Annotated in this window: 10 protein-coding genes and 1 tRNA gene; 8 read left to right on the forward strand and 3 right to left on the reverse strand. The window is 37.9% G+C overall.

Going from position 1 to position 13,418, the window contains the following annotated elements; all coding sequences use genetic code 11:
* Window positions 1-455 precede the first annotated feature (455 nt).
* Entirely contained in the window at window positions 456-3,131 is a 2,676-nt protein-coding gene (locus MmiAt1_RS07650) for a hypothetical protein (protein ID WP_318786297.1), read from the forward strand.
* Between the two features lie 266 nt (window positions 3,132-3,397).
* Here MmiAt1_RS07650 and MmiAt1_RS07655 read toward each other — a convergent pair whose 3' ends face one another.
* Window positions 3,398-4,069 carry a nitroreductase family protein gene (locus MmiAt1_RS07655; RefSeq protein ID WP_318786298.1) on the reverse strand — a complete coding sequence of 224 codons (672 nt, stop codon included), beginning with the start codon at window positions 4,067-4,069 and terminating at the stop codon, window positions 3,398-3,400.
* Between the two features lie 155 nt (window positions 4,070-4,224).
* The gene (locus MmiAt1_RS07660; RefSeq protein WP_318786299.1) at window positions 4,225-4,647 is read right to left on the reverse strand and encodes an ArsR/SmtB family transcription factor; all 423 of its coding nucleotides are present in this window, start codon (window positions 4,645-4,647) and stop codon (window positions 4,225-4,227) included.
* A gap of 182 nt (window positions 4,648-4,829) precedes the next feature.
* On the opposite strand from MmiAt1_RS07660, the gene MmiAt1_RS07665 reads away from it, so the two are divergent.
* Window positions 4,830-5,726, forward strand: a complete 897-nt coding sequence (locus MmiAt1_RS07665) for an AraC family transcriptional regulator (RefSeq protein WP_318786300.1) — start codon at window positions 4,830-4,832, stop codon at window positions 5,724-5,726.
* 70 nt (window positions 5,727-5,796) lie between these two features.
* On the opposite strand, the gene MmiAt1_RS07670 is transcribed toward MmiAt1_RS07665, so the two are convergent.
* The gene (locus MmiAt1_RS07670) at window positions 5,797-7,395 is read right to left on the reverse strand and encodes a phosphate--AMP phosphotransferase (protein ID WP_318786301.1); all 1,599 of its coding nucleotides are present in this window, start codon (window positions 7,393-7,395) and stop codon (window positions 5,797-5,799) included.
* A gap of 1,322 nt (window positions 7,396-8,717) precedes the next feature.
* On the opposite strand from MmiAt1_RS07670, the gene MmiAt1_RS07675 reads away from it, so the two are divergent.
* The 6 genes from MmiAt1_RS07675 (at window position 8,718) to MmiAt1_RS07700 (ending at window position 13,306) form a co-directional block, all read left to right on the forward strand.
* Window positions 8,718-9,026 carry a DUF2551 domain-containing protein gene (locus MmiAt1_RS07675; RefSeq protein WP_318786302.1) on the forward strand — a complete coding sequence of 103 codons (309 nt, stop codon included), beginning with the start codon at window positions 8,718-8,720 and terminating at the stop codon, window positions 9,024-9,026.
* A 315-nt stretch (window positions 9,027-9,341) separates the two neighbouring features.
* Window positions 9,342-9,746 carry a hypothetical protein gene (locus MmiAt1_RS07680; RefSeq protein ID WP_318786303.1) on the forward strand — a complete coding sequence of 135 codons (405 nt, stop codon included), beginning with the start codon at window positions 9,342-9,344 and terminating at the stop codon, window positions 9,744-9,746.
* Window positions 9,747-10,087: 341 nt separating this feature from the next.
* Window positions 10,088-10,160, forward strand: a tRNA-Gln gene (locus MmiAt1_RS07685).
* Between the two features lie 87 nt (window positions 10,161-10,247).
* On the forward strand, window positions 10,248-11,531 hold the full coding sequence (gene thiI, locus MmiAt1_RS07690) for a tRNA uracil 4-sulfurtransferase ThiI (RefSeq protein ID WP_318786304.1): 1,284 nt from the start codon (window positions 10,248-10,250) through the stop codon (window positions 11,529-11,531).
* 402 nt (window positions 11,532-11,933) lie between these two features.
* Window positions 11,934-12,518: a hypothetical protein gene (locus MmiAt1_RS07695; protein WP_318786305.1), complete on the forward strand. Its 585-nt coding sequence runs from the start codon at window positions 11,934-11,936 to the stop codon at window positions 12,516-12,518.
* Window positions 12,519-12,715: 197 nt separating this feature from the next.
* Entirely contained in the window at window positions 12,716-13,306 is a 591-nt protein-coding gene (locus MmiAt1_RS07700) for a hypothetical protein (protein ID WP_318786306.1), read from the forward strand.
* Window positions 13,307-13,418 lie beyond the last annotated feature (112 nt).

Consider the following 13,418-nt stretch of genomic DNA (forward strand, 5'->3'; position numbering starts at 1 on the left):
ATTTTCTCATTTTCATTTTCTCATTTTCATTTTCTCATTTTCATTTTCTCATTTTCATTTTCTCATTTTCATTTTCTCATTTTCATTTTCTCATTTTCATTTTCTCATTTTCATTTTCTCATTTTCAATTTTGATATTTTTTATTTGTTTTTGTATTTTTTAATTTTTAATTTTTTTCATTTACTTTTAAATATAATACAAATTTTCTAACACCACTGATGTCGTTTTTGTTTGGCAAATTTTAATATTCGGCTGTTCTGTCATGACTTTTTTGTAATTATTTTGTAATTGCAATAAGTAATCATAGATAAACTTAAATACTCACACAAATTCATTATATTTGAAAACTATTGTGATATCATCAGTTAATATATTTATACAGTCGATATAACTGATTATATTTTGAAGATTTAATAAAAACGAAAAAAACGAAAAAACAAAAATGGGGAGAGAGCATGAAACGCATTATTTTTGCGGCATTCATATTCATTTTAATTTTGTTATGTTTGCCCGTCAGTGCGGCCGCCGAATTGAGAGTCGGTCCAGGCCAAAATTATGAAACGCTCGAAGATGCTGTGCAGGGCGCAGCATCGGGAGATACAATTATTGTCACAGAAAATCTGACAATGACAAAACGCGCTTATATTTCTGATAAGCATCTGATTATTCAGGGCGCGGATCCGACAATTACGATTACGCGCGGTGCCGGCTTCAGTCCGGTTCAGGACAATGCCAGAAGCACCTTTAATCCGGGAATGCTGGAAGTTGCCGTGTCTGATCCCGGCAATTTGGAAGAGACTTCAAGCGTGACATTGAAAAATATCATTTTTGATGACGCCGGCAATCCGGACAGCGGCATTATGACAATTATGATACCGGGCGGCTCAAACCAATATCCGAATGATTGGAAAAACCGCATTTATGATTCCATTTTGTCTGCTTACGATACAAAAACAACCATTGTTTTGGGCGAAGGCGCACAGCTTAAAAATCCGGGCGGATATTCCGCGATTCACATCACAAACGGCGCAAACTGCATTGTTGAAGAAAACAGTGTCATTCAAAGCGGTTCAAACTTTAATCAAAATTTAATTTTGATGTACAACAACGCAAATTTAGTGTTTAACACAACATTGACCGACGTGACGGCAAACAACATTGTTTATGCCAAAAACCATGTCGGAAACGACGGAGAATTTAACATTCAATTCAACGGCGAAGTGTCCGGTTCCGGCATCCATGTTAAAAAAATCATCGCAGCAGAAAACAAAGGAGAAATTCAGTTTACCGGAACAATTTCAAACATTGATAATGTGATGGACGGCATTCAAGTGCACAACGGCGGCTATCTGAATTTCACGGGAACAATTTCCAAATTAACGAAAGCACAAAGCGCTTTGAACATTACTGCCGCATCTGTCGGTTCAACATTGGATTTTTACGGTGTTGTTGACGGATGTAATTTCAGTGCCAAAACAGATGACGGATCTGCAATTCGAGGATACCCGAAAGCTCAGATTACAATGTATGAAGGCAGCAAAGTTTCCAATAACACAAACTGTTTTGCAGGTGCCGTTTATTTGCGGACAAGCTGTGTCATTGACATTTACGGTGAAATTTCAAACAACACCTGCTCCAATGACAGCGGCGGCGGTCTTTATTTAATCGGCAGTACCGGTACTTTATATGATTCCGGAAAAATTGTCGGAAACAAAGTTACGACGGCATTTAAAGCCAGCGGCGGCGGTGTTTTTGTCAATGACGATTCCAAATTTATTATGGAAGGCGGCTTGATTTCAGGAAACAAAGCAACCGGCACATATACGGCAAGTAAAGAAGGCATGCTTCTTGGAAAATCCGGACAAGTTTACGGCGGCGGCGGTGTTTCGGTTTGTAAAGACGGGCAGTTTATCATGAACGGCGGCACAATTGAAAACAACGAAGCTGTTGTCGGCGGCGGTGTTTGGATTTCCGGCAGAGAACGGGCAAACACCGGATCAAGTTTTATTTTCAACGGCGGTACGATCCAAAACAATGTCGGAACAGGCGTTGTTGGTTCCAATAAAAACATTCATTACGGTAATGATATTGCAATTTTTGCAAATAATGCCGCTCCGTCATCTCAAAATACCGGCCATTACGTGTTCGTCGGAGAAAATGCAGTGATCGGCGAGAAGTTGATCGGTGTTTCTCAAACAAACAAATCAAACACGTCAAACATTACCGGTTACAAACAGGCGGTTTATTTTGATGACGGCAAAAACAAAGAACTTTGGCTCGGCACTTTAAAAGTGAATCTGGAAAAAGAAATTATTGAAGGATCACCCGTTTCAGGAAATGTTGCCGGCTATATCAATACCGACAGCAGTTTGTGGGCAGCCGTTCAACCGACCGTTCAAACAAGCGGCGCCGTCAGCATGACAACAAGTCTTTCGGACATGAATGAGGATATCAACAATAATGAATACGAGATTATTATTGCCTCATTGGATGACAAATTAGATATTCAGGACGCCGAACTTATCCGACCGACTCGGAATTCGGATGTTTTGTCTTTTGATCTGCCTGCTGCAGACAGCGCTTCAAGTTACGGCATCGTCATCCTTAAAAAAGTGAAAACGGATCCGTTGGACTTGACAATTTCATATGAAGGCAGCGGAGAGTTTTATTTCAAAGATTATCCGGACGAATCCGTGCTGACTTTCAATCCCGGGGATACCGGTGTTGAAATCGTTGCCGAAGCAGCCGACGGCTGGTTTATCGAATCAATTACATTGACGGCCGGCGACGGCAGCACTTTTACAAAAACCGTTATTGACGGCGTGACAGATGTTGATTACTGTGAATTGGCAGACGGCAGCAACAATATTCATGCCGTGTTTGTCTCTTCCGGCAGTCCCGAAGGTCCCAAAGAACCCGGAAAAGGCGGCGGCTCAAGCACGGGAAAAGCAACCGTGACTGAAGAAAAGAGTCCCGGCGGTTTCGGATCTGAAGAGCCGGAAACACCCGGAAAACCCGATAAACCGGATGAAACAGACGGCATTGAAAGCATTGCACCGCCGGTCATTGTTCTTCTGTTTATGATGGCAATCGCAACATTCCTGTTTGTTTACAAAAATGAAGAGGAATAAAAACAATATCAAATAAAATGAAATCGAATTAAACGAAATCGAATTAAACGAAATCGAATTAAACGAAATCAGATCAAAACAAATCGAAATAAAGCGAAGATAATAAAAATCAATTATCTTCGGCTTTATTTTCTTATTTTTAAAAATATGAAGTATTTAAACGCGTATTTAAACATATATTTTGAAGAATATTTAATGTGTTTAAAATAAATGTTTAAAATAAACGCCTAAGCAGAAAAATCAAATTTGCAGATTAAAGTCGGCCGTTAAGCCCATTCCCAATCTTTGGTGCCGGCGCCTTCTTCGAAATGGTATTTTGCAATACCGAGATCAACTTTTGAAAAAAAGCCGAGTCCTGCAGTCGCCTTAACTTTATTATTTTCGAGTTCGAAACAGAATTTCTGCTGATTCATTGCTGTCGGCGCCAGCTGTGCCGCCTCCATTCCATTACGGAACCATTCCGGCATTTCTCCGCTGACGCGGCACAAATCTTCAATCGGCTTGACTTTGTGAGAGATGCCGTTCGTTTCGCCGTAACCGATTGCAATGACCAGCACCAGTTTTTCACCCGGGCGAACGGTAATCATTTCTTTTCCTTTTCTTTTGCTGAACGTCAGTCCGACCCAGCAAGTATTCAGTCCGAGCTGCTGCGCTTTTAAAACAATTTTTTCACCGTAATAACCGCACTTTTCATCCAAATTGTCTTCTTTTTTTCCGACAAGCGCCAGATAATTTTTAACATTTTTGAATTTCCCGTATTTGACCATCATTCCGGTGAAAGCGGTCGGCTCGTTTAAACAAAGCTGAATGTTTAAACCGCTTTCCTGATTACATTCATTAATAGTTTCCTGAAGTGTCTGAACTGTTTCTTTTTCGATTTCTTTGTCCACGTAACTGCGAACTGAATGTCTTTCTTTGATAGCTTCCGATATGTCCATAATATTTCTCCTGCTGATTTTTTAGTTTTAGGTTTTTGTTTTAGGTTTTGGTTTTAAGGTTTGGTTTTAGGATTTTTGGTTTTGAGGTTCTTGATTTTTGAATTTTGAATTTTTTTATTCCTGTTTTTCATTTTGTTTTTTCATTTGGCTTTAAATCATGTTTCACCCGAAAACGGGCAACTCATTCCCGATTCTCGCTTTTTTGAAACTTCTTTGACCAATTCATTTGAATGAACAACAAGTTCTGTCAGCTGTTCCCATTGTTTTTTGTCTGCGTCAACATGGTAAAAGTTCATTGTGCCTCTTTTGTACATGTTAATCATGCCTGCCTCTTTTAATATTTTCAAATGATGAGAAACGGCCGGACGCGACAGGCGCGTATGTTCCGTTATATCACCGACCCGCATTCCGCCATAGTTCTTGAGCAGCGTAATCAAAATCTGCTGGCGGTTTTCGTCTCCCAGCGCAATCAATGTTTTCTGACAAGCTTCAAACTCTTTTGCCAGCTTTTTCATTTGCTTTTGCAATTTTTCAATTTCATTTTTCATTTGATTATTTTCCACGTGATTATTTTCCACTTAAATTCCTCTGTTACATAGCGGTTATATTGTTCAATGGTTTAAACATATAAACCATTATTCCATTAAAATTTTTAATTTAAAATTTAATCTGATTCTTCACGCCATCCGTCAAAAAACGCAATACAAATGACGGGCGAACCTTTTTATTGTTTCGGCTTCTGTTTGAATTTGGTGAATTTATGAATTCTTTCGAACAGATGAATCAGGCAATGGAATATATTGAAAGCAATTTGCTGTCGTGCGTAGATTTTGCAGCGGCCGCTGAAATTGCCGGCTGTTCCGAATACCATTTCCGCCGTATTTTTTCGTATTTGGCGGGCATGCCTCCGGGAGAGTATGTCCGTTTAAGAAAATTAAGCTGCGCCGCCGAAATTTTAAGAAGTTCGGAAATTTTAATTTCGGATTTATCACAGAAGCTGGGATATGAATCGGCCGACGCTTTTACAAAAGCGTTTCAATCGTTTCACGGACTGCCGCCGTCAAAAGCGCGGAATATCGAAGCGGGCGTTAAAACATTCACGCCGATTACATTTCAAATTGCAATGAAAGGAGGAACAAAAATGAATTACAGAATCGTTCAAAAAGAGGCATTTGACATCATCGGTTTCAAAAAGCGGGTGACGCTTCAATTCAGCGGTGTTAATACGCAAATGGAATCCGTATACGAAAAATTAACGCCTGAAATTGTTTCGGAATTAAAAGGTCTGTGCAACACTGATCCTGCCGGAATTATAAATGTTTCAGCGAATTTTGAAGATCGGATTTTGGAAGGAAGCGCGCTGGACCAATACATCGGTACGGCCGTTTCAAAACCTTATGGCAACGCCGGCAAAAGCAGATTTGATCTCAGCGGATTTGATATTTTATGTGTTCCGCCGTACACGTGGGCTGTTTTTTCGGTTTGCGGAAAATTCCCGGAAGCACTTCAGGAGACATGGGCGAGAATTTATTCCGAATGGCTGCCGGAATCCGGTTATGAATTGTGTGACGGGCCTGAAATTTTATGGAACGAGGGACCGAATATGACAAAAGAAGATTATAAAAGTGAAATTTGGATTCCGGTATTGAAGAAATGATTTTGCATCAAAAATCAGAATTCAAAAAAAGAAATGAAAAAGATTTTTTCGGTCATTATTGAACCATTATTCAGTCGCCGATGACCGGAAAATCCATTTCTTCCATTTTGCTGCCGAGTTCTTCTTCGATTCTTTCAACGATTGTTTTCAGCACTTTAATCCGGGCGTAATATTTGTCGTTTGCCTCAACGATGACCCAAGGGGCATCTTTCATGCTTGTTTTTTCAATCATTTCATTAACGGCGGCATAATAATCGTCCCATTTTTCGCGGTTGCGCCAGTCTTCGTCGGTCAATTTCCATTGCTTCAGCGGGTTTAAGGAACGGGCGACAAATCGTTCGTATTGTTTTTCTTTGCTGATGTGCATCCAGAATTTGATGACAATAACGCCGTCGTTCGTCATGACTTTTTCGAAATGGTTGATTTCGTCATAAGCCCGTTTCCATTCGTCTTCGGCGCAGAAGTTTTCGATGCGCTCGACCATGACGCGGCCGTACCAGCTCCGGTCGTAAATGGATGTTTTGCCGCAGGGGGGAATGCCGTCTAAGAAACGCCATAAGTAATGGTATTTTTGATCCACGTCTGTCGGCGATCCGGTCGGAATCACGCGGTAGTAGCGCGGGTTCATGGCCTGGACAATGCGTTTGATGCTGCTGCCTTTGCCGGCGGCGTCCCACCCTTCAAAAACGAGCACCATCGGTTTTTTGTTCAAATAAAGAGAATAATGTAAAAATGCCAGTTTCTTCTGATATTTTTTCAATTTTTCTTTGTATTCTTTTTTCGTATATGATTTTGATAAGTCGACCAGGTCCAGCGGTCCTTCTGTTTTGATTAAATTCTGTTTCGGCAAAGCACAGACAGAATTTTCTTCAAGCGCTCTTTTGGATTTGACATCAAAGATTGCTTTTTTAATTTGCTGCGTAATAATCTGCATTGTGCCGGCCGTCACTTCATCGATATTTTTGTCGACGAAATATAAGTTCCACGGCGCGTATTCGGTATTGGTCTTCTCGATGACTTCTTTGATGACGTGAATGTCTTTTTTGTAGATTTTTTCGGTGGATCTTTTATCAATATTGTACGGCATGATTTTTTTCCATATTTTGTGGCTTTCTTCTCTTGTTTCTTTTCGGGCGCCGAGGTAAATCTTTATGATATATGTTCCGTTATCGGAAAGCGTTTTTTCGAAGTCGTTAAATGTTTTAATCATTCTCTCAAATTTCGGAGAATTGATGATTTCTTTATTGGCCGGTTCTGTAAAAATGGCTTCGATGTTGGATTTTTTGCTCAAATTGGAACAGCCGAAAATGTCTGAATCATTCAGCAGATGCTCAATGAGGCCGCGCATATACCAGCTGCGGTCAAAGACGGCAATTTTGCCTTTCGGCGGAATCTTCTGACTGAAGCGGAAAATAAACGGAATTTTGTTTTCTTCAGAAGTCGGCGCATCGGTAAAATGAAAATCAAAACCGCGTGAATCCAAAGGCAGAAGCTGGCGGTTAATCACTTCGCCGATAAAAACATCGTACCACCCTTCAAAAACAATGATAATCGGGATGTCAAGTTCGTGCGCTTCTCTTTGTAAAACGCCGAGCTCTTCTCCGTATTTATCAATTAATTTTTCAAAATCAGCATCTTCCGGAAAATCCGGCTTGTATTCGGAAACCATTTCAATCCCTTCGCATTTCGTTTTAATTTATGAATGATTATTTTTATCGCTTGTATTATCGTTTGTAATAATATAATGTAATCATCTCGAATTAAATATATAATTATGTTTTAAATAGAATTATTTTTTAAATTGTTCATTTTAAGCTGCAGATCAAATTTTAGTTTTTTGAAATTTCAAGTTTTAGAATTTTTTTGTTATTTCGATTTTTTATTTTTCGTTTTTCAATTTTTCATTTTTCATTTTTTTATTTTTCAATTTTTCATTTTTCAATTTTTCAATTTTTTGAAATTTCAATTTTTTTAATTTTTCAATTTCTTTGTTTTTTCATTTTTTCAAAAATTTCGGTTTTTTTCGAAATTTTTTGATTTTTCATAAAAAGTTCAAATTTTTCATTTTTTTTCAAAAAAGTCAAAGAGAGTTAAAAAAAGTCAAAAAAAGTCAAAAAAATTGAATTTTTCAAAAAATTCATTTTTTGTTTTATTTTTTTTTGTTTGGTCGATTTTCATTTATTCTAATGACTTTATGAATGATTTGACAAAATATGTCAAAATAGTTTCAAAATAACTTTTTTGCAGTAAATACCCATTAAATCGTTCAATTTTGATGTATTCATAAAGTCTTTAGAATTAATTTGTTTCAAAAAAGTAATTTTTGGGGAGAAATTTTCTCGGATTCCAGTTCATACATATAGACTATAGAATAAGGCATGAATTGAAAAATCCGGAAAATTTTTTGTTTGAAAAATGAAAAAAAATCTGTCTAAATTTTTTAATTTTTTTGGAGAAAAGACTCCATTTTTGCCTATATTTTTGATGTGTTTTTTCAACCATATAGGCTATATGTTCAAACCAAAATTTTAATATATAAATATAGTCTAATAAAATGTATGTTTCAATTGAATGTTTGTAAAAATATAATAAATTAATTAAAATAATAATTAAATTTATATTAAAAATATAAATTATCAAAAATATAATTAAAATTTTTGTCGAAAATTTTCAACAAAATCTTCAAACAACTTTATTCATTTTTCCGGTATTTTACATTTTTGAGTCTGAACCGAAATTCATTTGTTTCAAAAATGATCCGGGAAAAATTGAACATAATCGTCATTTATATCTTTTATTATTTATATGTCATTTATTTCCGCGGAATATTTGATCAAAATTTTTCGTTTTGTGATAACTTTTTATATAATGCAGTCTATTGTAACTTATTATAGGAAATTTTATGATATAAATTTCAAAAAAATTATGAATTTCTATCAATTCCTATACTTCCGATTCAAATTGTTTTACATATTTTCAGAGGTACCAACTATGTCTTTGAAAGAAAGCATCATGTCCCGCCTTGAACAATTCATTGCGGCAGACACGACCGGCTACCGCAAAAAATTTTTGGGACTTTTCTTAAAAGTTAAAGAATTTACAGTCGATCAAATCCATGATTTGCTGTCAACGGACTATCAGGTCACGCGCAACGAAGTTGCTTCGATGATCGGATATATTCAATCCAAAGTCGGCATTCTTAAATCCCACAAGGAATCTTATAAAACGCCGACGGTCTACACAGTCAAGGATGAATATGTCACAATGATTGACAGCTGTTTGAAATCTGTCAGTGTTTGATTACAGTACGCCACCGAAATCAAAACACATCATAACAGATTTTCAGCATCGGTTGTAATGCATAATTTACACGGATACGTCATGTGATTCGTTTTTATCACTTTTTTGTTTGTATTTTCTTGTATTTTGTTTATGTTTATATTTCACTTGTTTCTCTTTTCATGTTTTTTCTTTTCTTGTTTTTCGTTTCTTTTTTTCTTTCATCAAAATTCAATTAGATACAATCGATTAATTTATTCAAATTTAACCTATTTTGATTAAATCGCCATTTTTTGATTGAAAAACAATAAAAATGAAGGATGCCAATACACTATTATGTCTATTGTGAAAAATGCTCCAAAAACAGCAACAACAATTGTGATTCGATCCGAATCAAGCGCGCGTGTCAGCAGCTCACGCGACCCGTATTACAGTTTGATGCGCCGGCTGTTTCAGGAAGATGCTACCGCCGTCCGCGGCCAGAAATTTTTAAATTTAGTGGAATCCCGACAGAAAGAAGGAAACCCGCTGCGCACAGACGAATGGCAGATGATGATCGAATATCTGGATGTCAGCCGCGCTTCTTTTTATTCAATGAGAAATAAATTGACGGGCGCCGGATTGATTTCAATTAAAAATCAAAAATACCATCTTTCGGGCCAGTTTTCTAAAGATTTAATGGACATGGCACGCTGGTGGTGGACCGCGATTTTAGAAAACAGCGCGGAATCATTGGATTGAACGGCAGAATAAACGAAAAAGCAAAAAACAAAAACGGGACAGCGAAAATAAAACAGAAAATTAAGAAAAAACAAAATAAAAAACAATAGAAAAACAATGAGAAACAAATCGAAAAACAACAGAGAAACAAATCGAAAAATAAATTGAAAATAAAACAAAATAGAAAAACAAAAATGCAATCTGCCGCCAACATTTTATCGGCGGCGGAATTTTTTCAATTTTTTTGAAATTTTATTACTTTCAAGCATTTTTCATGAAAATTTCTGTAAAATAACAATCGGTCGGAAAACTATTTATAGGATTTGGCATTAGTAGGATTCGCTTAATTCTGATAACAACGAAGCCCGGTAGTGTAGTGGTCAATCATACGGGACTCTGGATCCTGTAACCTCGGTTCGAATCCGTGCCGGGCTACTGTTTATTTTTTTCTGTTTTGTTGTTTTAAAAATCCGTTAATTACATTTATCATTAGATTTTATCATTGAATAATACGGGATTATTATGCCGGCTCCATCCTCTGATTTTTCATCAAATGAATCGTTTGAAAAAACGAATGCAGGCAATGCAGATGTTGACAATACAGATGCTGACAATGCTGATAAAACAATCGTGATTGTCCGCTACGGGGAGCTGTCGCTTAAAAGCAAAGGCGTTCGTGACCGGTATGAACAAATCTTAAAAAACAATATTCAGCAAATGCTTGAATATCACGGTGTTTCTTTTTCTAAAATTCAGCGCGATTTCGGCCGTATTTTCATTCACTCAAAAGATCCGAAAGCAGCGGCTGCCGCAGCTCTCGTGTTCGGCGTTGTCAGCGTGTCGCCGGCTTATTCCTGCGTGTCGGAACCGGATAAAATTGTTTCTCTTTGCGCCGATATCGGCGAAAAAATGATTCAGGACGGCGAAACTTTTGCCGTTCGCGCCCGCCGCTCGGGGAATCATTCTTTTACGTCCAATGAAATTGCAAAGCAATGCGGTGACGCGATTTGGAACAAATTACTCGAATCCGGGAAAGCGCCCGCTGTGGATTTAACCAATCCCGATAAAGAAGTTTTTGTCGAGGTCCGGCAAAAGCAGTCTTATGTTTATTCGGAATCAATCAAAGGACCCGGCGGTTTTCCGACAGGGACGCAGGGAAAAATGGTTGTTTTACTCTCGGGCGGCATTGACTCACCGGTGGCCGCCTGGCTGATGATGAAGCGCGGCGTTGAAATTGTTCCCGTCTTTTTTGACAACGAACAATATGCCGGGTCGATTGTCGCTGAAAAAGCAATCGAGAATGCAAAAGTGCTGTTTTCATGGATGCCCGGGCGCAAACAGAAAATTTACCGCATCAGAAACGGTGAATATATGGAAAAAATGATGCAGACGACAGGAACAAAAAACATTTGCCTGATGTGTAAGCGTTTTATGTTCAGGATTGCAGGCGCCGTTATGGAAAAGGAAAAGGCAAGCGGCATCATTACAGGATCGTCTCTCGGTCAGGTTGCGTCTCAGACGGCCGAAAATATGCTTTCAGAAACGTACGGCTTATGTCTGCCGCTTTATCACCCGCTGCTTGCGTTTGACAAGCAGGAAATTGTGGATATTGCGCAAAAAATCGGCACTTTTGAAATTTCAATCCGCTCAAACGGCGAAAAAGAATGTTTGGCCGTCCCGGAAAAACCCGAAGTGAAAGCTGTTTTAACGGCAGCCGTTTCCGAAGAGGAAAAATTCATTTTCAGCATTGATGAAATGATTCAAAAAACAGTTGAGAACGCCGAAATTATTGAAATCAAAATTTGATTTTTAACGCCGATTTCATTTATTTTTCTTTTTTGATTTCTTATTTTTATTCTTTTGCGTTTTATTTTTGCATTTTACTTTTTTGTTTTTGTTTTGTTTTTGCTTTTTTGCGTTTTACTCTTTTGTTTTTACCTTTGCATTTTGTTTTTCTGTTTTTGTTTTGTTTTTGCTTTTTTGCGTTTTATTCTTTTGTTTTTACCTTTGCATTTTGTTTTTCTGTTTTTGCTTTGTTTTTGTTTCTTGCATTTTGCATTTTGCTTTTTTTATTTTTCTATTTTCTTGTTTTTTGTTTTGATTATTACGAATTTAAATTGATTTAACAGCGATTTTTTAAATAGAAAGAAAACGATATTCTGATGTTGTATTTTTGTTTATATTCTGTAAATAACGGAGGAATCATTTATGTCAGTGTGTGACTTAAAAAATGAAGACGAATTAATGGAATTGGTTAAAGAGTTCCTGCTTCAGGTCAAAGGCGTTGAAGATGTTCTTATCATTAGCGATGAGGACAAAAAAACAATTGAGCAGCTGGAAGAAGAAGCCAAAGGAAATGTCTTAATGGGCATGGGTGAAGGCGACAACCAAGGAATTGCCGAAGTTTTCAAAAGAGAGCATATTTTATGTTTTACAACCAATAAAGAATACATATGGCCGGAGCCGCCGAATGTGATTATGATGCAGGGCGGCGAAATGATCGGCTTTGACTGCGCCGAAAATGAAATCTGCACCTACGAAAACGATCCGGATTACATGATCATGGGCACATTTGTTATGAACAAAGCAAAAACCGTCGGCAACACCGGAAAACCGATTGTCGTGCTGCCGCCCAAACCTTATAATTTGGGAGAAATTGAGGTGGAAGACGTCGTTTTGGGATCGCCCTCGACGCCGAGTGATGAATACATCCGCGAAGCTTATAATTTTGAAAAATCGAATGAAAAAGGCACGTTTTTCCTCGGGTTTAATAAAATAAAATGTCTGGACTGAATTTGTTTTCAGGCATTTTATGATTTATTTTTTAAATTTTAATTTTTTATTTTATTTACTTATTTTTTGATTTTCGTGGTCTACTGTCACTTGTTTTTACTGCGGCCTGCTTCTGCTGTCATCTGCTTCTGCTGTCATCTGCTTCTGCTGTCATCTGCTTCTGCTGTCATCTGCTTCTGCTGTCATCTGCTTCTGCTGTGTCTCTCTGTCGTTATCTGTGTGCGTTTGTTCCATGTGTATCATCTCATTTTTATCACATCCGCTCGCTACGCGAGCGTGGGCACGGCTACCTACCGGTTCCGTTTGCACGGCTACCTGCCGATTCCGTTTGCACGGCTACCTGCCGGTTTCGTTTGCACGGCTACCTACCGATTCCGTTTATACGGCTACCTACCGGTTCCGTTTGTACGGCTACCTACCGGTTCCGTTTGCACAGCTACCTACCGATTCCGTTTGCACATTTACCTACTGTTTCTGTTTGTGCTGTTACCTTACCGATTTCGTTTGCACGGCTACCTACTGTTTCCGTTTGTGCTGTTACCTTACCGATTTCGTTTGCGCAGCTGCCTACTGTTTCCGTTTGTGCTGTTACCTTACCGGTTCCGGTTGCACAGCTGTCTGCTGTTTCTGTAAATACAGTCGCTGCTTTGCAGGCCTGCTTCTGTCACGGCAGTGTTTGCGCGCGCGTCCGCACACATTTTAAGCGCCTAAAAAAATCCGACATTGGATTTTACAGAAAAATTAATCAAATTTGGGAAATATTTTTTGAATTAAATCAATTCGATTAATTTTAGTGAAATTAATCAAAAGTAATCAATTGATTGAAAATTAAATAAAAACAGAAAAACCGAAAATAATTAACTAAAAAAAATTAAATGAAAAATAATAATTCAGCTTTAG

This window comes from Methanimicrococcus hacksteinii, assembly GCF_032714515.1.
Taxonomy (GTDB): domain Archaea; phylum Halobacteriota; class Methanosarcinia; order Methanosarcinales; family Methanosarcinaceae; genus Methanimicrococcus; species Methanimicrococcus hacksteinii.

Bases quoted from the DNA above. Each gene is read 5' to 3' on its own strand.
- MmiAt1_RS07655 (WP_318786298.1), bottom strand. From the start codon at position 4,069: ATGGACATATCGGAAGCTATCAAAGAAAGACATTCAGTTCGCAGTTAC.
- MmiAt1_RS07695 (WP_318786305.1), top strand. From the start codon at position 11,934: ATGTCAGTGTGTGACTTAAAAAATGAAGACGAATTAATGGAATTGGTT.
- MmiAt1_RS07670 (WP_318786301.1), bottom strand. From the start codon at position 7,395: ATGGTTTCCGAATACAAGCCGGATTTTCCGGAAGATGCTGATTTTGAA.
- MmiAt1_RS07650 (WP_318786297.1), top strand. From the start codon at position 456: ATGAAACGCATTATTTTTGCGGCATTCATATTCATTTTAATTTTGTTA.
- MmiAt1_RS07680 (WP_318786303.1), top strand. From the start codon at position 9,342: ATGTCTATTGTGAAAAATGCTCCAAAAACAGCAACAACAATTGTGATT.
- MmiAt1_RS07675 (WP_318786302.1), top strand. From the start codon at position 8,718: ATGTCTTTGAAAGAAAGCATCATGTCCCGCCTTGAACAATTCATTGCG.
- MmiAt1_RS07665 (WP_318786300.1), top strand. From the start codon at position 4,830: ATGAATTCTTTCGAACAGATGAATCAGGCAATGGAATATATTGAAAGC.
- thiI (WP_318786304.1), top strand. From the start codon at position 10,248: ATGCCGGCTCCATCCTCTGATTTTTCATCAAATGAATCGTTTGAAAAA.